The organism is Nocardioides terrae (genome assembly GCF_900112345.1).
Classification (GTDB): Bacteria; Actinomycetota; Actinomycetes; order Propionibacteriales; family Nocardioidaceae; genus Nocardioides; species Nocardioides terrae.
In genome coordinates, this window is record NZ_FOLB01000023.1 from 1 (window position 1) to 18,693 (window position 18,693).

An 18,693-nucleotide genomic window follows, 5' to 3' on the forward strand; every position below is an offset into this window, starting at 1 on the left:
ATTCCGCCGCGTGGCCTGACAGATACGACCCCCGTGTTACAGGGCAGGGGTCGGTTCGTGGCACCTCGGCAGCGCGGCTCACCACGGCGGGTGCGGGTGGCCTAGCGGCTTCCAGGGCCCTCTCACGGGCTCGCTGCGCTCCCCCGCGAGCCTCTAGGCCCTTCCAGCCACCCGAGAGAGGCCACCCACCCCCACCCGCCGCGCGGACCAGGGCAACACCGAACGAACGAAGCGACGACAGAACAGCAGAGAGCACGGAGACCACCAGGGGCGCAGGTCGGTTAGGACTTGCGCCGCTCCGGAAGACCTCTCAGCCCTCAGGCGGGCCGACCTATCCGGTGTCTTCCCGCCCCTCACAGGGCATGTCCGCTAACCGACCTCCGAGCAGGCTGCGGACCTCGCATCGACCGGGGCTCTCCCCCGGCTCTCATTCGCGCACTGCGAAGTCTCCCAGGAAGCGCCGACAGTTGTCAGCGGCAACGCGAGGAACCGCCGCCGGTGCCACCCCGCTGAGCACGCCCACCAGCGCGCGACCGCGCGCAGGCTGGTCGCACCTCAGCGGGGTGGCACCATCAACGGCCCCTGTCGTCCCCACGGTGTCGCTTATCGGCGATCACGTGGAGCGCGCCGCGGCCGCATTCCATGATCGCCTGGCTGCGAGCGACGCTTGAGTACTACGGCCACCTATCGGTGACGTCGGCGCTCAAGCGTCAGCCCGCTTCTGGACGAACTTCACCTGGTGCCCGTCGGGATCGCGCACCCAGCCGAACTGCAGCCGCCCGTCCGGTGAGTCCATCGGGGGCACGACGCTGGCGGCGCCGGCCGACAGGGCGAGCTCGAACATCGCGTCGACGTCGTCGCACCAGAACACGACTTCTGTCGACGGACGGTCGCTCGGTCCCACACCGAGACCCACGAGCGAGTTCGCGACGCGTGCGGACGTCAGGCCGATCCGGACGCCGGCCGCCTCGACCTCGACGTGCTCGATCGGCCCGGAGCTCGGTGCGCGGAACGCCTCCTGAAGCCCCAGCTGCTGATAGAACGCCAGGCAACCGTCCACGTCGTCGCAGAACAGGTTGACCTGCAGCTGTCCGATCCGCGCCATGCAGAAAGCCTAGAGCCGCTAGGACGGCCGCTCATCCGGCGTGCTCGTCTGCACCGACTCCGCTCCCGTGCCGGCCGGGTCCTGGGTGCGCTCCTCGGACTCCGCTAGGATCGCCTCGGCCTGCGCGTGCGGATCGTCGCTGCCGGCGGCGACCTCCTCAGGCAGGAGCTCGGCGCGCGACTCGACGTGGTCCTCGTCAGGGATGTCGCTCATGCCCGAGCGGTACCCGGAAACGCGCCGTTGCGTCGCCCGGCAGACTGGCACGGTGTTCCACCGTCACCCGCTCCTGAGCCTGGTCACCGGCGGCTACCTGGTGTTCGTCGCCTGGCTGACGCTGACGCCTCAGGACCAGCACACCGATCAGGCGCAGCTCGCGGCCAGGATCGTCGACGCTCTGCACCGGCGCGGGTACGCCGAGTCGATCGACTACTCGCGCTTCGAGTTCCTCGCCAACATCGCGCTGTTCGTCCCGGTCGGCGTCTTCCTGCTGCTGCTCTTCGGCGCCGGCGGCTGGTGGCTCGCGATCATCGCCGCGTTCGCGATGACCGCCGGCATCGAGTCGCTGCAGCACGAGATCCCGGGCCGGGTGCCCGACGACCGTGACCTCGTGGCGAACGCCACCGGCGCCGTCATCGGCGTGGCGCTCGGGCTCGCCCTCACCCTGCCGGCGACGATCCGGCGCCAGCGTCGTCGGCGGCGCCGGGCTGCCCTGGCCGGCTGAGGGATCAGCCTCGCTCCACGAACCGCGCCAGGTTGTCCAGCGACGACGACATCCCCGTGGCGTGGTCCTCGGGCGTGATGCCGTCCGGCACGTCGGTCGCGGTGATGTCGACCCGGGTGCCGCCGTCGACGGTGGTGAGGTCCCACGTCATCGTCATCGACCCGGCGAAGCCCGGATCCTCCGACAGGAAGCGGACGGCGTAGGAGACGCGCGAGCCCGGCGCGATCTCGACGAACCGCGCGTCGACGACGTCGGAGTCCTCGCTCGACTTCCCGCGTACGCCGGCCGGGTCGGCGTACGTCAGGACCATCCGGAACGCGCCGCCGGGCCGTGGGTCGAGCTCCAGGACACGGCCGGCCATCCCGCTCGGCGGCAGCCACATCTCGAGCGCGGACGCGTCGACCAGGGCGGCGTAGACAGACTCCGCCGGTGCGGCGATGACACGCGACGCGCGGTCGGTGCGAGGCACGCTCAGCCTCCTGCCGCGGCCCGGGCCAGCCGAGCGACGGCCTCGGTGATCGTCTCCGGGGCGCAGGCGACGTTCATCCGCGCGTAGCCCTCTCCCCCGTGGCCGCCCGACGGTCCGGAGATCAGCGCGACGCGGGCCGACTCGAGCGCGCGCACCGCAGGGTCGTCGCCCCAGCCGAGCGCCGACATGTCGAGCCAGGCCAGGTAGCTCGCCCGCGGACGCCGCAGTCTGACGGCCGGCAGGTCGCGATGGAGCAGCGTGTCGAGCAGGTCGAGGTTCTGCTCGACGGCGGCGACGGTTCCGGCCAGCCAGTCCCGGCTCTCGGCGAAGCCCGCGCGCGTGGCGATGGCGCCGTAGAGGCCGGTGCGGAACGACACCTCGGCCGGCAGTCCCGTGACGACGGACGCCATCCGGTCGGACTCGGCGACGAAGAACGCGCACTTGAGCCCGGCCAGGTTGAACGCCTTGCTGCCGGACTCGGCGGCGATGCCGTGCTCACGCGCCGCGTCCGAGACGGTCAGGTAGGGCGTGAATTCGACGCCGCTGTGCGTGAGCGGTGCGTGGATCTCGTCGCTGACCACGAAGCCGCCGTGGCGCGCGACGATCCGCGACAGCTCCACCAGGGTCTCGCGCGGATGGACCAGACCCAGGGGGTTGTGGGGGTTGCACAGCAGCACTCCCCTGGCGCCCCCCACCAGGGCCCGGTCGATCCCGTCGAGGTCGAGCGTGTAGGACATCCCGTCGTGCAGCATCGGAACGTCGACCACGGCTCCCCCGGCCTCCGGTATGAAGTCGAAGAACGGCGCGTAGACAGGCGGGGTCACGATGACCCCGTCGCCCGGCCGCACCAGGCGGCGCAGGGACTCCACGATGACCACGCTGACATCGGTCGTCGGCCGCATCCGCTCGGGCGCGGGTCGCCAACCCCAGGTGTCGGCCGCGAAGTCGGCGAACGACCGCCGCAGGGACGTGTCCCCCTGGTCGACGTACCCCGTGTCGCCGCGCTCGACCGCCGCCGTCAGCGCCGCCTTGATGGCCGGCGCGAGCGGGAAGTCCATCTCCGCGACGAACATCGGCAGCACGTCGGCCGGGTAGGCGGACCACTTCTCGCTCGTACGTCGACGCAGGACGTCGAGCGGCTCGGCGACGGTCGGCGGTGCGGTCAGGTGCTCCATGGCACAGACCGTATCGAGCCCCTCAGCTGGCCAGCTGCGTCGCGTCCTTGCGGGGACGGCCGGGGCGGCGCTTCTGCGCGATCACCACGCCGTTCTCGAAGAGCTGCCCACCCCACACGCCCCACGGCTCTTGCCGGTCGATCGCGTTGGCCAGGCAGGAGTCCCGCAGCGGGCACTCCCGGCACAGCGACTTGGCGCGCTCGATCGCGGTCGGGTTGGAGGCGAACCACAGGTCGCCCTCCGCGCCGGCGCAGGGCACCACGTCCGTGCGCTCGCGGAACCCCACCTCGGCGAACTCAGTCTGGGCCATGACTCCACCCTGACGGCCTGAGGTAGGCCGCCACATCGGGAGAGTTCCCTAGTCCGACCCTGAGGTAGTGGCCCGTCTCTGCTCAGAGAGCACTGGTCGCGGCCGAATCGGTATCCGGACACGCCGCGCATGCTCCTCAGGTCACAGGGCCCGAAGGCGCATCGTGGACCGAGGAGGCGAGGGGCCATGTGGGACACCGTTGTACTGGTGACGGAGCACCTGTGCCATGACCGGCCGTGCCCGCGCTGCGGTCACGCCGCCCACCAGTACCTCCCCTGCGACTCGACCACCTGCGAGTGCCCCGGCCCGTTCGGCGGCTGAACCATCCCGACACCGGCGGCTCAGGGTTGCAGGAAGACCTTGATCGCGGTGCGCTCGTCCATCGCCTGGTAGCCCTCGGCCACCGCCGCCAGCGGCAGGGTCTTGTCGAAGACCAGGCCGGGGTTGATCCGGCCGTCGAGGACCAGCGGCAGCAGGTCGTCGAGGTAGCGCCTGACCGGCGCCATGCCGCCGGCGAGGCCGACGTTCTTGCGGAACATCCGGTGGACGGGCAGCTGGACGCCGTGGGGCACACCGACGATGCCGACGGTCGAGCCGGGCCGCGCCACCGCGAAGGCCGTGCGCATGGCCTGGTCGGTGCCGACGCACTCGAGCACGGCGTCGGCGCCGACGCCGTCGGTGAGCTCGAGGACCTCCGCCTCGCCCTCCTCGCCGCGCGTCTCGACCACGTGGGTGGCGCCGAACGCGGTGGCCAGCTTCTGCCGGTCGGCGTACCGCGACATCGCGACGACCTTCTCCGCGCCCATCATCGAGGCCGCGATGACGCCGCACAGGCCGACGGCGCCGTCGCCGACGACGACCGCCGTGCCGCCCGGGCGTACGCCGGCCGCGACCGCGGCATGCCAGCCGGTGGCCATCACGTCGCTGAGGCTGAGCAGCGACGGCAGCAGCTCCGGCGCGGGGTCGGCGTCGATCCGGTAGAGCGTGCCGTCGGCCTGGGTCACCCGGGCGTACTCCCCCTGGCCGCTGACCGTGAAGCCGAGGTGCACGCAGGCCGACTGCGCGCCGAACGTGCAGTTCGGGCAGGTGTTGTCGCAGTGGCAGAACGGCACGATCACGGTGTCGCCCTTGCGGAAGGACGAGACCGACGAGCCGACCTCCTCGACCACGCCGAGTGACTCGTGCCCCATGGTCATGCCGGGCGTGATGTCGTTGTCGCCGCGGTAGTTCCACAGGTCCGAGCCGCAGATGCAGCTCGCGATGACCTTGACGATCGCGTCGGTCGGCTGCTCGATGACGGGGTCGGCCACCTCGGTGAAGCGGATGTCCTTCAGGCCATGGAGGGTCGTCGCGCGCATGCGGCTATGGTGTCAGAGGCCGGGTGACGTGCCACCAGGGGCGCCGATCCTCCCCCTGCGCCCCGACACACCGGCTTTCTAAGATCTTGCGCTATCTCATATATGAGTTACCGTGGCATGCATGAGCGAGGGATACAAGGGCCGGATCGGCAACCTCATCCGTGACGCACGCACCCACCGTGGCCTGACGCAGGCCCAGCTGGCCGACCGCCTCAACACCAGCCAGAGTGCCATCAACCGCATCGAGAAGGGCCAGCAGAACCTCACCCTGGAGACGATCGCCCGCATCAGCGAGGCCGTCGACTCCGAGATCGTCAGCCTGGGCATCGGCCCGGTGCACCTGCGCGTGACCGGGCCGACCACCCTGTCCGGCAGCATCGAGGTCAAGACCTCCAAGAACGCCGGCGTGGCCCTGCTGTGCGCCTCGCTCCTCAACCGCGGCCGCACGACGCTGCGCAAGGTCGCCCGGATCGAGGAGGTCAACCGACTGATCGAGGTGCTCAACAGCCTCGGCGTGCAGACCCGCTGGCTCAACGACCAGAACGACCTCGAGATCGTCCCGCCGCGCGAGCTGCGCCTCGACAACGTCGACGAGGAGGCCGCCCGGCGTACCCGCTCCGTGATCATGTTCCTCGGCCCGCTCCTCCACCGCGCCGAGGAGTTCAAGCTGCCGTACGCCGGCGGCTGCAACCTCGGCGAGCGCACCGTCGAGCCGCACATGGCCGCGCTGCGGTCCTTCGGCCTCGAGGTCAAGGCCACCGACGGCGCCTACAACGCCCTCGTCAACCCGAAGGTGGTCCCGGGCCGCCCGATCGTGCTCACCGAGCGCGGCGACACGGTCACCGAGAACGCGCTGATGGCCGCCGCGCTGCACCCGGGCACCACCGTCATCCGCAACGCCAGCTCCAACTACATGGTCCAGGACCTGTGCTTCTACCTCCAGCGGCTGGGCGTCCAGGTCGAGGGCATCGGTACGACGACGCTGACCGTGAGCGGCCTGGAGTCGATCGACGTCGACGTCGACTACGCCCCGGCCGAGGACCCGATCGAGGCGATGAGCCTGCTCGCGGCCGCGATCGTCACCGACTCCGAGATCACCATCCGCCGCGTCCCGATCGAGTTCCTCGAGATCGAGCTCGCGACGCTGGAGGAGATGGGCTTCCTCTACGAGCGCTCCGAGGAGTACGTCGCGGCCAACGGCCAGACCCGGCTGGTCGACATCACGACCAAGCACTCGATCCTGCGGGCCCCGAACGACAAGATCCACCCGATGCCGTTCCCGGGCCTCAACATCGACAACCTGCCGTTCTTCGCCGTGATCGCTGCCGTCGCGACCGGCCAGACGCTGCTGCACGACTGGGTCTACGAGAACCGCGCGATCTACCTCACCGAGCTCACCAAGCTCGGCGGCCAGGTCAAGCTGCTCGACCCGCACCGCGTCATGGTCGAGGGCCCGACCCACTTCTCCGGCGCGGAGATCGTCTGCCCGCCGGCGCTGCGCCCGGCCGTCGTCATCCTGCTGGCGATGCTGGCCAGCAAGGGCACCAGCGTGCTGCGGTCGACCTACGTCATCTCACGCGGCTACGAGGACCTCGCCGAGCGGCTCAACGAGCTCGGCGCCAACATCGAGCCGTTCCGCGACCTGAGCTGACCGGCTGGTCCATACTCTCCCCCGTGACCGAGGGAGGACCGGCCGACCGGAGCGTGCTGGCGTTCGCCCACCGCGGCGGCGCCTACCACCCCGAGATCGAGGGACTCGAGAACACCCTGGCGGCGTTCCAGCACGCCGTGGCACTCGGCTACACCCACCTCGAGACCGACGTGCACACCACCAGCGACGGCGTCCTGCTCGCGTTCCACGACTCGGTGCTCGACCGGGTCACCGACAGCAGCGGCGAGATTGCGGCGATGACGCTGGCCGACGTACGGGCTGCCCGGATCGGTGGTCACCACCAGGTGCCGACGCTGGCGGAGCTGTTCGACGCCTTCCCCGAGGTCGAGTTCAACATCGACCTCAAGTCGCGTACGGCGGCTCCGGCGCTCGCCGCGTTCCTCACCGAGCGCGACGCCTGGAACCGGGCCGTGGTCAGCTCCTTCTCCCCCGCCACTCTGCGCGTGTTCCGCCGGCTCGGCGCCGGCCGCGCCCGCACGGGCGCCCACCCGCTCGAGGTCGGCGCCTACCTGCTCCTGCCCGGTGCGCGGCTCTCCCGGCTGGCTACGCCGGGCCGACCGGTGGCGCTGCAGATCCCCCACCGCCGCGGCCGGCTGGTCGTCGCGAGCCGAGGTCTCATCCGCCGCGCGCACGCCAACGGGCTGCAGGTGCACGTGTGGACCATCGACGACCCGGCCGAGATGCAGGAGCTCATCGAGCGCGGGGTGGACGGTCTGATGACCGACCGGACGGACCTGTTGAAGGACGTGCTCGAGGAGCGCGGACTGTGGAAGGACGCGCATGACGACTCCGACACCGATCGCTGACCTCGAGCCGGTCCGCCGGCGCGCGGAGCAGCGCGCCTGGTACTGGTACGACTGGGCCAACAGCGCCTTCGTGACGACGACGGCGGCCGTCCTGTTCGCGCCCTACCTGACGTCGGTCGCGGAGAAGGCGGCCTGCGGCTTCGTCACCGACGACGACAAGGGCGTCAAGTGCACCCAGGACGTCCACCTGCTCGGGCTCGGGATCTCCGCCGGGTCGCTGGTCTTCTACATCGTCACCGTGGCCACCATCCTGTCCGCGCTCGTCCTCCCCATCGTCGGCGCCGTCGCGGACCGGAGCTCGGACAAGCCGAAGCTGCTGGGCGGGTTCGCGTGGTCGGGCAGCGTGATGGCGATGCTGATGTTCTTCGTCGCCGGCTCGGACTGGCAGCTCGGGGCGGTCCTGCTGCTGCTGGCAACGCTGTGCCTCGGCGCCAGCCTTGTCGTCTACGACTCGATCCTGGTCGACATCGCCGAGCCGGACGATCGCGACCGTGTCTCGTCGCGCGGGTGGGCGTTCGGCTACCTCGGTGGAGGCCTCCTGCTCGCGGCGAACTTCGTGCTGCTGAGCGTGCTCAGCGACCACACCGAGACCGCCGTCCGGATCAGCCTGCTGAGCGCCGGTCTGTGGTGGGCCGTGTTCACGATCGTGCCGGTGCGCGGCGTCCGTGCGCGTCCACCGGTCAACCCGGTCGTGGAGCGGGGCGGGCTGCTGAAGGCCAGCTTCGGTCAGCTGTGGGCGACGCTGAAGGACCTGCGCCGCTATCCGGTGACCCTGACCTTCCTGATCGCCTACCTGTTCTACAACGACGGCATCCAGACGGTCATCTACGCCGCGTCGGTGTACGGCGAGAAGCAGCTCGGCTTCGAGAAGAGCACCGTGCTGCTGGCCTTCCTCGTGGTGCAGTTCGTCGGCATCCTGGGCGCGCTCGGCTTCGCCCGCGTCGCGAAGAGGCACGGCACCTACCGGGTGATCATGGGCGGTCTGCTCATCTGGCTGCTGGTCGTCGTCGCCGGCTGGCTGACCCCGGCCGACAACGTCGTGCTGTTCCTGTGCCTCGCCGTTGCGATCGGCATCGTGCTCGGCGGCAGCCAGGCGCTGTCCCGCTCGTTCTACAGCCAGCTGATCCCCCGGGGCCGCGAGGCGGAGTACTTCTCGCTCTACCAGGCGTGCGAGCGCGGGACGAGCTGGATCGGGACGCTGATCTTCGGCCTCGTGCACCAGTGGACCGACTCCTACCGGCCGGCGCTCCTCGCCCTCATGGCCCTCTTCGCGATCGGGCTGGTGTTCCTGTCGCGCGTCGATCCACGGCGCGGCATCGTCGAGGCGGGCAACGTCGTTCCGGCCGTCGTCTGAGCCCGCCGACGTGTGAGCCATGTCCCCCGCGGGAACCGTCGATTGTTGGAACCTTTCGCGGCTCGCTACCGTTGAAGACTTGACAGGGGGAACGGGCCGTACGTCGTCACCATCGACCGGCATGCCCGTCTCACGGATGTGGCCCGCTCATGCCGCCGGACCGGTGGCGGCGCGGGATCGGAAGAGGAGGTGCCGCGATGGCGGAGCGCACACTGAGGGGTGCCCGACTCGGGGGCCAGAGCTTCGAGGACGAGCGCGGGATCGAGTTCGCCGCGCGCCAGCAGGTCGGCTACCGCTGCCCGCAGGGACACGTGTTCGAGATCACGATGTCCGACGAGGCCGAAGTGCCCGCGGTCTGGGAGTGCCCTCGCTGCGGCCAGGAGGCGCTGAGCGTCTCCGGGGTCCAGCCCGAGGAGAAGAACGAGAAGCCGGCCCGCACGCACTGGGACATGCTGCTCGAGCGCCGCTCGGAGAAGGAGCTGGAGGAGATCCTCAAGGAGCGGCTCGAGCTGCTCCGCGACGGTGAGATCGGCCCGGCCCACCTGCACCGCGCCAACAGCCGCAAGCGCAAGGCAGCCGGCGTCTGACTCGCTGACTAGTCGTCGACCACTTCGCCCCGGACCACGGAGTCGCCTCCAGGTCCGGGGCGTTCGTGTGTCACGACGCTGATGCGCCGGGCGACCAGCGCGGTCAGCACCCGTCGGCCGAGCGGGCGGGTGACGGGCAGCAGGAGCAGCACGCCGAAGATGTCGGTCACGAAGCCGGGGCTCAGCATGAGTGCGCCGGCGAGCACGATCAGCGCACCGTCGGCCAGCTCGCGGTGCGGCATACGCCCACCGGCGAGCGCACCACGCAGGGCGGCGTACGCCTTGGCGCCCTCGCGCTTGATGAGCCAGGTGCCGAGGATCGAGTCCGCCACGAGCAGCAGCAGCGTCCACCCGATCCCGATGGTCCGGCCGACCTGGATGAGGACCCACAGCTCGAGGATCGGGACGACGAGGAAGGCGACCAGCACGGCCCACACCCAGGCGGGACGGCGGCGGCTGCGGGTGGGGCTCACGTGTCCATGATCCCGCGTGCCCCAAGCGGCGTCAGCGTCGGCCCCAGGCCCGGCGCAGCTGCTCGCGCCGCAGGCGGACGCCCCAGCGGGTCACCCGCTTCATCGACTCGGCGGCGACCGCGCCGCTCATCTTCGACGCGCCGCGGACCCGCTCGACGAACTCGATCGGCACCTCGGTGACGGTCAGCCCGGCCCGGAGCGCTCGCGTGACCAGCTCGGTCTGGAAGACGTAGCCGCTCGACTGCACCGTCTCGAGGTCGATCTTCTCCAGCGCGGAGCGGCGGAAGAGCCGGAAGCCGGCGGTCGCGTCGCGGACGCTGATCCCCAGCAGGAGCCGGACGTAGAGGTTGCCGCCGCGCGAGAGGGCCTCCCGCGACAGCGGCCAGTTGACCACGGAGCCGCCGGGCACCCAGCGCGACCCGATGACGAGGTCGGCGTGGGCGAGCGCCGCCAGGAGGCGGCCGAGCTCCTCGGGCTGGTGGGAGCCGTCGGCGTCCATCTCGCCGATGACGTCGTAGCCCTCCTGCAGGGCCCACCCGAACCCGTGGAGGTACGCCGCCCCGAGGCCGGCCTTCTCGGTGCGGTGCAGCACCTTCACCTGCCGGTCGGCGGCGGCGAGCCGGTCGGCCAGGTCGCCGGTTCCGTCCGGCGACCCGTCGTCGACGACCAGCACGTCGACGTCCGGCTGGGCGCGTCGCAGCCGGTCGACGATCCACTCGAGGTTGTCGGCCTCGTTGTAGGTCGGCACGACCATCACCACCCGGCCGAGGTCGGCGGCGCGATCCGCGCCGGTCGCCTCGCCGGCCCTGCTGTCGCTCACGTCAGGCTCATCTCCTGGTCGGGGGCATCGGGTGCGTCATGCCGCGGCGTAGCGACAACCCTACGACGGCGTCGACCGCCCAGGGCGGCCAGGACCAGGCCGACGAGGGTGACTGCCGCCGCACCGCGTCCGAGCCACGGGCCGATCCTCACCGCAGGGGTCAGGGCGTTGACCAGGCCCACCTGCTCGTCGAGGACGCTGCGGGTGCGCGGCTCGGCCTTCGCGACCACGCTCCCGTCGGGAGCGATGACGCCGGTCAGCCCGTTGGTGGACGCCACGACGACGTAGCGGCCGGTCTCGATCGCGCGCAGCCGCGTGATCGCGAACTGCTGCTCGACCTGGTGGGTGAAGATGAAGGTCGCGTTGCTCGTCTGGACGGTGACCAGCTGGGCACCGCGGGAGACCTGCTGGTCCAGCACGTCGTCGTACGCGACGTCGAAGCAGATCGCGTCGGCGATCCGGGCCCCCGCCACGGTCAGCGGCTCCTTGCCCGTCCCGGCCACCATGTCCCGGCCGATGATCGCCAGTCGACCGAAGTTCCAGCCGTCGATCAGCCCGCGGAACGGGATGTACTCGCCGAACGGCACCGGGTGGCGCTTGGTGTAGCGCTCCCCCGCTCCCGTCACCGGGTCCCAGACGATGCCTTGGTTGAGCACGTGCGTCTCGTCGCCGTCGACCATCGCGCCGACCAGCACCGGCACGCCGACGGCCTGTACGGCACCGGTGATCGCGGCGTTGTCGGCGCCGTCGCGGAACGGGTCGGTCGCCGTGGAGTTCTCCGGCCACACCACGAGGTCCGGTCGCTCCTGCGTGCCGGCGCGCACCTGCGCGGCGAGGTCGAGGGTGGCGTCGGCGTGGTTGCGGGTCACCTGGTGGTGGTCGTAGAGGATGTCGTTGCCGGGCCCCGGGACGTCGCCCTGGACCGCGGCCACCCGGAGGTGCCCGGTCTCGTCGGCCTGCCACGGCCGTACGGCGGCCGCCGCGATGCCGCCGAGCACGACCGCGATCCCGGCGACGCCGAGCAGGTGGCGGCCGCGGGGGGCGACCAGCAACCAGGTGAGCAGCGCGCCGAGCAGGGCCAGGCCGAAGGTCACGCCGGTCGCCCCGACGTAGGCCAGCGAGGGCGCGACCGGGGTGTCGGCGACCGCGTAGGCGAGACGCCCCCACGGCATCCCGCTGCAGGGCCAGGTGCTGCGGGTGAACTCCATCGCGGTCCAGGCCGCCGACGCCCAGAGCGGCCACAGCGGCAGGCGGGTCAACGCCGGCAGGAGGGCGCCGAGGACGCCGTAGAAGAGAGCCTCCACCCCGGCGAGGCCCGCCCAGGCGTCGGGGCCGACCGAGTCCTTCATCCACACGATGTGCGTGAAGTAGAACGCGACGCCGAAGGCCAGGCCGACGAGGAAGCCGACCCGCGGACGCGCTCCGCGGACGGAGAGGAAGTACCCGGCGACGGCGAACGGCAGCACCCACGGCAGCGCGACGGGCTCGAAGGCGGCGGTCAGCAGCAGTCCCGAGCCGACGGCGAGGCCCAACCGGACGAGGAGGACGACGACGCGCGGCACGCGGATACGTTACGCGCCCCGTCCCGGGCATGGGGGCATGACCGTCGTCGGGAAGGACCCCGGTGCACGTCGGGCCAGCCCGTGCCCGACCGGATGTCGGGCACGGGAGTTGTCTATTGAGACCGAGGTCCTTCCACGGCGGTGAGCCCGCTTCGCGCGGACCGACCTAGCCTCACCACCGGAGGTCGGGCAGTCAACCCGTCCATGACCTGCGAAAACGCGTGTTGTCGCAGGTCAGCGCGGATGTACGGAAAGCAGATCGCACGTGTCCATTTCGTGACGCGGTCGGCGTGTCGCGGGCGACACGCCGATGCTCATCCCCTCAGTCGGTGACCGGCCGGTTCTCGTAGTAGGTCGAGAGGACGATCGTCGTCCGGGTCGAGACGTTGGCGACGTTGCGGATGCGGCCGAGCAGGTCCTCGAGCGCCGCCGGGGTCGCGGTCCGCACCTTGAGGAGGTAGGCCTCGGTGCCGGCCACCGACCAGCACGACTCGATCTCGGTGATATCGCGGATCCGGTCCGGGCAGTCGTCGGGCTGGGAGGGGTCGATCGGGCGGATCGAGACGAACGCCGTGAGCGGCAGTCCCAGCTCGGCGTGGTTCACCGTGGCGCCGTACCCCTGGATGAGACCGCGCTGCTCGAGGCGCTTGACGCGCTGGTGGACCGCGGACGTCGACAGGCCCGTCGCCTTGCCGAGGTCGGTGAAGGACATCCGCCCGTCGCTGGCGAGCAGCTGCAGGATCTTGCGGTCGGTGCTCTCGACGGCGGAATCTGTCACGCGGTCACTCTAGTCACCGGGCCTCCCTCGGTCAGGCGTGATTGGATGCCGGACGTGACCCGCCGGCTGATGCTCCTGGACTCCGCCTCGATGTACTTCCGCGCCTTCTTCGGGGTGCCGTCGATCAACGCGTCCGACGGCACGCCCGTCAACGCGGTCCGCGGGATGCTGGACTTCGTCGCCCGGCTCGTCGAGCAGTACTCCCCCACCGACCTGGTCTGCTGCTGGGACAACGACTGGCGGCCCGACTGGCGGGTGGAGCTGATCCCGTCCTACAAGGCCCACCGGGTGGTGGCGGAGAACGCGGTCGGCCCCGACGTGGAGGTGGTCCCCGACCCGCTGGCGCTCCAGGTGCCGATCATCGCCGACGTGCTGGAGGCGTTCGGGATCGCCGTACGCGGTGCGGACGGTTACGAGGCCGACGACGTGATCGGCACCCTGGCGACCGGCGCCGGCATGCCCGTGGAGGTGGTGACGGGCGACCGCGACCTCTTCCAGCTCGTCGACGACGCCGCCGAGGTGCGCGTGCTCTACATCGCCCGCGGGGTGGGCAACCACGAGCGCGTCGACGAGGCCTGGGTGCAGGCGAAGTACGGCGTCAAGGCGTCCCAGTACGCCGACTTCGCGACCATGCGCGGCGACACCTCCGACGGCCTGCCCGGCGTCGCGGGCGTCGGCGAGAAGACCGCGGCGGGCCTGCTGGGCCGCTTCGGCGACCTGGCCGGCATTGTCGCGGCGGCCGGTGACCGGGCCTCAGGGATGGCGCCGGGTCCGCGCGCCAAGATCACCGCGGCGGCCGACTACCTCGCCGTCGCCCCGAAGGTGGTCGCCGTCGCTCGCGACATCCCGCTGGACCGCGACGGCACCGCGCTCCCCCACACGCCGGCGGATCCCGACCGGGTCGCCGAGCTGGCCGAGAAGTTCAACCTGGCCGGCCCGTCCGCGCGGCTCACCGACGCGCTGACCCGGCTGGCTCAGTCCGCCAGTCCGGAGTAGGCGACGACGCCGCGCCTCAGTCGGTCGACGAGCTCGCGGGCGTTCTTGCGCACCGGAGAGTCGCCGGCGGCGTTGCTCACCTGGCCGGCGAGGTCGATGAGCTGCTTCATCCAGCGGACGAAGTCGCCGGCGGCCAGCTCGATCTCGCCGAGCACGTCGTCGAGGTCGTCGCCCTCGGCCCACCGGTAGGCGGCCCAGGCGAAGCCGAGGTCCGGCTGGCGCAGGAAGTCCAGCTTGTGCTCGCGCTCGAGGGCGTCGAGGTCGGCCCACACCCGCACCATCGCGGCGATGGCGTCCTTGGAGCGGCCACCGGGCAGCCGCGGAGCAGAGGCGTCGTCGGGCCGCCGCGCCTCGAAGACCAGCGTCGAGAGCGCCGCCGCGAGCTCCGACGGGGTGAGCGGGTCCCAGACCTTGAGCCGGAGTGACTCGGCCGCGACGAGGTCGAGCTCGGAGTAGAGCCGCATGAGCGGCCGGCCGAGCGGGGTGACCTCCTCGCCCTCGAGGTAGCCCAGCGCCGTGAGGACCTCGCAGACCCGGTCGAACTGGCGCGCCACCGTGTTGGTGCGGGACTCGACCCGACGCGCGAGCGTGTCCGCGTCGCGACGGAGCTTGAACCAGCGCTCCGCCCAGCGTGCGTGGTCCTCGCGCTCGGGGCAGGAGTGGCACGGGTGCGCCTTGAGCTGCTGGCGCAGCGCGTTGACCTCACGCTCGACGCCGGCCGGCAGGGCGCCCTTGCCACCGCGCTCGTCGATCGAGCGCAGGTGGGAGGGCGGGATGTCCCGGGTCCGCTCACGCAGGGTGTTGGCCAGGTCACGACGCATCTGCGGGTTGCGTCCGTTGAAGCTCTTGGGGATGCGCATCCTGCTCAGCGCGTGCACGGGCGCCTGGAAGTCGACCATGGCTAGTCGGCGCGCCTGTCGGTCCAACGTCACGACGTAGGGTCGGGGGCTGTCCGCGTCGTAACCGGGATCGACCACGACGGCGTACCCGGAGAACTTGCCGGACGGGACGTCGATGACGTCGCCGGGCTTGAGCCGGGAGAGGGAGTGGACGATCTCGTCGCGGCGGTCGGCGCGGCGCGCCCGCGAGGCGTCCTTCTCGGCGTCGCTGATCCGACGGCGGAGCGCGGCGTACTCCATGAAGTCGCCCTTGTCGCAGGTCGCCGCCTCGCGATAGCCCTCGAGGGCGTCCTCGGCCTTCTTGAGCTGCCGGGCGAGCCCGACGACGGCCTTGTCGGCCTGGAACTGGGCGAAGGACTGCTCCAGCAGCTCGCGGGAGGTCGATCGGCCGAACTGCTGCACCAGGTTGACCGCCATGTTGTACGACGGCCGGAAGCTGGACCGCAGCGGGTAGGTGCGGGTGGAGGCGAGCCCGGCGACCTCCCCGGGGTTCATGCCGGGCTGCCAGAGGACGACGCCGTGCCCCTCGACGTCGAGGCCGCGGCGGCCGGCGCGCCCGGTGAGCTGGGTGTACTCCCCCGGTGTGATGTCGGCGTGAGTCTCGCCGTTCCACTTCGTCAGCTTCTCGATGACGACGGTGCGGGCGGGCATGTTGATGCCGAGCGCGAGGGTCTCGGTGGCGAAGACGACCTTGATCAGGCCGCGCAGGTAGAGCTCCTCGACGACCTCCTTGAACGCCGGCAGCATGCCCGCGTGGTGGGCGGCGACGCCGCGGGTGAGGCCGTCGAGCCAGTCGTGGTAGCCGAGGACGTGCCGGTCCTCGACCGGCAGGTCGGCGCAGGCGGCCTCGACGTAGTCGTGGATCTCCTCGCGCTCCTCCAGGCTGGTGAGCCGGACGTTGGCGCTGAGGCACTGCGTGACGGCGGCGTCACAGCCGACGCGGCTGAAGACGAAGACGATCGCGGGCAGCAGCCGGTCGCGCTCGAGGGCGTCGATGACGTCGACACGCGACGGGATCCACACCCGGCGTCCATTGCCGACGTTGCGACGGTCCTTGCCGGTGTTCCTCGCGTTCCGGTCGCGCGGGCTGCGCCGGTCCCTGATCCGGGTCGAGGCCCAGTCGTCGCGGGCGATCCGCATCAGCTCGCCGTTGACCGGGGCACCCTCCTTGACGAAGCCCGCCGCGGCGTCGACGTCGGAGGAGGCGAACAGGTCGGTGATCCGCTTGCCGACCATGACGTGCTGGTAGAGCGGGACCGGGCGCTTCTCCTCGAGGATGGTCGTCGTGTCGCCGCGCACCGTCGAGAGCCACTCGCCGAACTCCTCGGCGTTGCTCACCGTCGCGCTGAGCGAGACCAGCGTGACCGACTCGGGGAGGTGGATGATGACCTCCTCCCACACCGCCCCTCGGGAACGGTCGGCGAGGTAGTGCACCTCGTCCATGACGACGAACCCGAGCCCGAGCAACGTCGGGGAGCCGGCGTACAGCATGTTGCGCAGCACCTCGGTCGTCATCACGACGATCGGGGCCTCACCGTTGACAGTGTTGTCGCCGGTCAGAAGCCCGACCTGGTCGGGTCCGTAGCGCTCGAGCAGGTCGTGGTACTTCTGGTTCGACAGGGCCTTGATCGGCGTCGTGTAGAACGCCTTGCGCCCCGTGGCCAGCGCGAGGTGGATCGCGAACTCGCCGACGATCGTCTTGCCGGAGCCGGTCGGCGCCGCGACGAGGACGCCGCGGCCCTCCTCGATCTCGCGACAGGCGCGGGCCTGGAAGTCGTCGAGTGGGAAGTCGTAGAGAGCGGTGAAGTCGCGGAAGACCGGGTGCTTGCGGTCGCGGCTGAAGCTGGCGTAGCGCTCTGCTGGACCGGGCTCGACCGGCTGGGGGGAGCCTGTCGACAGGTCGGCGTCCATGCCTCCAACCTACCGGGCGCCCTCAGGCGGCGAAGCGTAGGTCGACCCTGACCTGAAGGCCCGTGCCGGGCGCGGGCGGCGCTTGGGACCGGTAGGTGTGTCCGGTCGGCGTTGTGATCTCCACTGTGTGGGTTCGGCCTGGCCGATCGACGACGCGAGTGTGCCAGCCGGCTGCCTGTTTGGCGTGGTTGCACTGCTCGCACAGACCCTGGCCGTTGTCGGCGCTGGTGTCGCCTCCGGCTTCGGCGGGCTGCGCGTGGTCGTTGTGCCGGATGAGCGAGTTGCACCACGGGTTGCGGCAGAACCGGTCGCGGAGCTGGAGGAAGTCGCCGAGCTGTCGCGGGAAGAGCCGTCGCTCGGAGTCCATGGCGATCAGTCGTCCCGAGAGCGGCTCGGCGTAGAGCCTGCGAAGCCAGACCCGCGTCTTGGCGTCGAGCGCATCGGCCACCAGCTGGCGGGCGAGGCTTGCGGGGATCGGGCCGAAGCCGGCGATCTCGGCGGGGTCGTCGCTCCGGTCGAGGAGCGTGCGGGCCGACATGACGAGGTTGATCGTGACCGGGACGACCGGCTTGCCGCCCGGTGCGGACGTATCCGAGTCGATCTGCCCGAGGACGCGGGTGGCGAGGGTGTCGGCCATGACCTGGCCACGGTTGGTCGCAACGCCGGTGCCGACCGCCGTGTCGGCGGCTCGCCTCAAGGCCGCGTAGACGGCGACGCCCCGGGCGATCGGGAGCAGCGCGGTGAGGTAGACCATCGAGTCTGGCGCCGGGCGGATGGTCACGCATCGTTCGGCTTCGGCACGCCGGCGGCGCTCCACCACGCTCGCGGCATCGAGCCTGGCTGCCAGCACCCGGGCCTCACCTTCGACCTGCCGGTCCGACTTCGCCTCCAGCGCCTCGGCATCACGGGCGAGCTCGGCGTCGACCGTGCCGCGGTCCTCGCGCGTCAGGCAGGCGGTCTCGCGGCCCAGTGTCAAGGCCCGCCACTCCGTGATGCGACCTTCCCTCCACGCCCGGGCGGTGTGCGGCATCTCGGCGTGGATGCTCTTCGCGGCACCGAGCAGCACGCGGCCACGGTGTGGGGAGATCCGTCGGGCGAGGGCGATCTGCTCCGCGATCCCGCGGCCCTGCCGTGCGGCGGGCACGCCGCGCTCGGCGGCGAGGGCCCGCTGGGAGGCGTCGAAGTCGACCGCGATGCGGGCCTGTCGAGCCTCGATCGCCGCCTTCAACGTCTCCAGCTCGCGGAGCTCGTCGACCCGGGCACCGTCATCGGACGCGATCGGTGCCCCTGCGACGCGCTGCACCCAGGCGCGGACCTCGTCCGCGTCCACCGGTGTCAGCAGGTTCTCCACGCCGAACACGCTAGGTGTACCCGGCCAGGACGTTGGTAGCGGCGAGCCTGGTTGAACGAACGAGAACCTCCGAATGGGATGTGGCTTGTCTAAGGCCCACTCCAACCCGGAGGTTCTCGTGTCCCACGGTAATGCCCGGCTGACCGTTCACGGTCGTCGACTGATCGTCCAGCGCCACCAGGCCGGCTGGCCCCAAGCTCACATCGCGGCCGCGATGGGTGTCTCCCGCAAGTGCGTGCGGACCTGGATCGACCGCTACGCCACCGAAGGCGAGGCCGGATTGGTGACGCGGTCCTCGCGGCCGCACACAATGCCCACCAGGACCAGCGATGAGGTCGAGCAGAAG

The 18,693-nt window shown here is 71.1% G+C and carries 19 protein-coding genes; 7 read left to right on the forward strand and 12 right to left on the reverse strand.

All coding sequences use genetic code 11. The features are described from left to right. Positions 1-703 precede the first annotated feature (703 nt). Positions 704-1,105, reverse strand: coding sequence for a VOC family protein (locus tag BM236_RS18130; protein WP_091126639.1), 402 nt, complete (start codon positions 1,103-1,105; stop codon positions 704-706). Positions 1,106-1,123: 18 nt separating this feature from the next. Next, positions 1,124-1,318: a hypothetical protein gene (locus tag BM236_RS18135; RefSeq protein ID WP_091126641.1), complete on the reverse strand. Its 195-nt coding sequence runs from the start codon at positions 1,316-1,318 to the stop codon at positions 1,124-1,126. Between the two features lie 52 nt (positions 1,319-1,370). Here BM236_RS18135 and BM236_RS18140 point away from each other — a divergent pair, with 52 nt between their 5' ends. Continuing rightward, entirely contained in the window at positions 1,371-1,826 is a 456-nt protein-coding gene (locus BM236_RS18140) for a VanZ family protein (RefSeq protein WP_175507750.1), read from the forward strand. 4 nt (positions 1,827-1,830) lie between these two features. Here the strand turns inward: BM236_RS18140 and BM236_RS18145 are convergent, their stop codons facing one another. From BM236_RS18145 to BM236_RS18160, 4 genes are all read right to left on the reverse strand, one after another. Then, the gene (locus BM236_RS18145) at positions 1,831-2,295 is read right to left on the reverse strand and encodes an SRPBCC family protein (RefSeq protein ID WP_091126645.1); all 465 of its coding nucleotides are present in this window, start codon (positions 2,293-2,295) and stop codon (positions 1,831-1,833) included. 2 nt (positions 2,296-2,297) lie between these two features. After that, positions 2,298-3,470, reverse strand: a complete 1,173-nt coding sequence (locus tag BM236_RS18150; protein ID WP_091126646.1) for a MalY/PatB family protein — start codon at positions 3,468-3,470, stop codon at positions 2,298-2,300. 22 nt (positions 3,471-3,492) lie between these two features. Then, positions 3,493-3,780 carry a WhiB family transcriptional regulator gene (locus BM236_RS18155; protein ID WP_091126649.1) on the reverse strand — a complete coding sequence of 96 codons (288 nt, stop codon included), beginning with the start codon at positions 3,778-3,780 and terminating at the stop codon, positions 3,493-3,495. 341 nt (positions 3,781-4,121) lie between these two features. Next, positions 4,122-5,138, reverse strand: a complete 1,017-nt coding sequence (locus tag BM236_RS18160; protein WP_091126650.1) for a zinc-binding dehydrogenase — start codon at positions 5,136-5,138, stop codon at positions 4,122-4,124. A gap of 121 nt (positions 5,139-5,259) precedes the next feature. Between BM236_RS18160 and BM236_RS18165 the strand changes: the two genes are divergently transcribed. From BM236_RS18165 to BM236_RS18180, 4 genes are all read left to right on the forward strand, one after another. Continuing rightward, positions 5,260-6,789, forward strand: coding sequence for a UDP-N-acetylglucosamine 1-carboxyvinyltransferase (locus tag BM236_RS18165; RefSeq protein WP_091126652.1), 1,530 nt, complete (start codon positions 5,260-5,262; stop codon positions 6,787-6,789). A 23-nt stretch (positions 6,790-6,812) separates the two neighbouring features. Further along, positions 6,813-7,616 (forward strand): glycerophosphodiester phosphodiesterase family protein, encoded by an 804-nt coding sequence (locus BM236_RS18170; RefSeq protein ID WP_245750422.1) that lies wholly within the window; start codon positions 6,813-6,815, stop codon positions 7,614-7,616. Continuing rightward, positions 7,591-8,970, forward strand: a complete 1,380-nt coding sequence (locus BM236_RS18175) for an MFS transporter (protein ID WP_091126653.1) — start codon at positions 7,591-7,593, stop codon at positions 8,968-8,970. The genes BM236_RS18170 and BM236_RS18175 overlap by 26 nt, the downstream gene beginning before the upstream one ends. 197 nt (positions 8,971-9,167) lie before the next feature. Then, on the forward strand, positions 9,168-9,557 hold the full coding sequence (locus BM236_RS18180) for an RNA polymerase-binding protein RbpA (RefSeq protein ID WP_091126655.1): 390 nt from the start codon (positions 9,168-9,170) through the stop codon (positions 9,555-9,557). An 8-nt stretch (positions 9,558-9,565) separates the two neighbouring features. Here the strand turns inward: BM236_RS18180 and BM236_RS18185 are convergent, their stop codons facing one another. From BM236_RS18185 to BM236_RS18200, 4 genes are all read right to left on the reverse strand, one after another. Next, positions 9,566-10,030: an FxsA family protein gene (locus BM236_RS18185; RefSeq protein ID WP_091126656.1), complete on the reverse strand. Its 465-nt coding sequence runs from the start codon at positions 10,028-10,030 to the stop codon at positions 9,566-9,568. Between the two features lie 31 nt (positions 10,031-10,061). Next, positions 10,062-10,850 carry a polyprenol monophosphomannose synthase gene (locus BM236_RS18190; protein ID WP_425434220.1) on the reverse strand — a complete coding sequence of 263 codons (789 nt, stop codon included), beginning with the start codon at positions 10,848-10,850 and terminating at the stop codon, positions 10,062-10,064. Further along, positions 10,847-12,412: an apolipoprotein N-acyltransferase gene (gene lnt, locus BM236_RS18195; protein WP_245750423.1), complete on the reverse strand. Its 1,566-nt coding sequence runs from the start codon at positions 12,410-12,412 to the stop codon at positions 10,847-10,849. Before lnt ends, BM236_RS18190 begins: the two co-directional genes overlap by 4 nt. 322 nt (positions 12,413-12,734) lie before the next feature. After that, complete coding sequence (locus BM236_RS18200) at positions 12,735-13,190, reverse strand: Lrp/AsnC family transcriptional regulator (protein ID WP_091126660.1); 456 nt, start codon at positions 13,188-13,190, stop codon at positions 12,735-12,737. 45 nt (positions 13,191-13,235) lie between these two features. Between BM236_RS18200 and BM236_RS18205 the strand changes: the two genes are divergently transcribed. Beyond that, on the forward strand, positions 13,236-14,186 hold the full coding sequence (locus tag BM236_RS18205; protein ID WP_425434221.1) for a 5'-3' exonuclease: 951 nt from the start codon (positions 13,236-13,238) through the stop codon (positions 14,184-14,186). On the opposite strand, the gene BM236_RS18210 is transcribed toward BM236_RS18205, so the two are convergent. Beyond that, positions 14,165-16,996, reverse strand: coding sequence for a DEAD/DEAH box helicase (locus tag BM236_RS18210; protein ID WP_091126661.1), 2,832 nt, complete (start codon positions 16,994-16,996; stop codon positions 14,165-14,167). The genes BM236_RS18205 and BM236_RS18210 overlap by 22 nt on opposite strands. 22 nt (positions 16,997-17,018) lie before the next feature. Continuing rightward, positions 17,019-18,347, reverse strand: coding sequence for an HNH endonuclease (locus tag BM236_RS18215; protein ID WP_217645408.1), 1,329 nt, complete (start codon positions 18,345-18,347; stop codon positions 17,019-17,021). A gap of 118 nt (positions 18,348-18,465) precedes the next feature. Here BM236_RS18215 and BM236_RS18220 point away from each other — a divergent pair. After that, positions 18,466-18,693 (forward strand): helix-turn-helix domain-containing protein (locus BM236_RS18220; RefSeq protein ID WP_175507751.1); only part of this gene is annotated, 228 nt, incomplete at its 3' end.

Bases quoted from the DNA above. Each gene is read 5' to 3' on its own strand.
- BM236_RS18180 (WP_091126655.1), top strand. From the start codon at position 9,168: ATGGCGGAGCGCACACTGAGGGGTGCCCGACTCGGGGGCCAGAGCTTC.
- BM236_RS18205 (WP_425434221.1), top strand. From the start codon at position 13,236: ATGCCGGACGTGACCCGCCGGCTGATGCTCCTGGACTCCGCCTCGATG.
- BM236_RS18160 (WP_091126650.1), bottom strand. From the start codon at position 5,138: ATGCGCGCGACGACCCTCCATGGCCTGAAGGACATCCGCTTCACCGAG.
- BM236_RS18165 (WP_091126652.1), top strand. From the start codon at position 5,260: ATGAGCGAGGGATACAAGGGCCGGATCGGCAACCTCATCCGTGACGCA.
- BM236_RS18150 (WP_091126646.1), bottom strand. From the start codon at position 3,470: ATGGAGCACCTGACCGCACCGCCGACCGTCGCCGAGCCGCTCGACGTC.
- BM236_RS18135 (WP_091126641.1), bottom strand. From the start codon at position 1,318: ATGAGCGACATCCCTGACGAGGACCACGTCGAGTCGCGCGCCGAGCTC.
- BM236_RS18130 (WP_091126639.1), bottom strand. From the start codon at position 1,105: ATGGCGCGGATCGGACAGCTGCAGGTCAACCTGTTCTGCGACGACGTG.
- BM236_RS18175 (WP_091126653.1), top strand. From the start codon at position 7,591: ATGACGACTCCGACACCGATCGCTGACCTCGAGCCGGTCCGCCGGCGC.
- BM236_RS18155 (WP_091126649.1), bottom strand. From the start codon at position 3,780: ATGGCCCAGACTGAGTTCGCCGAGGTGGGGTTCCGCGAGCGCACGGAC.
- BM236_RS18210 (WP_091126661.1), bottom strand. From the start codon at position 16,996: ATGGACGCCGACCTGTCGACAGGCTCCCCCCAGCCGGTCGAGCCCGGT.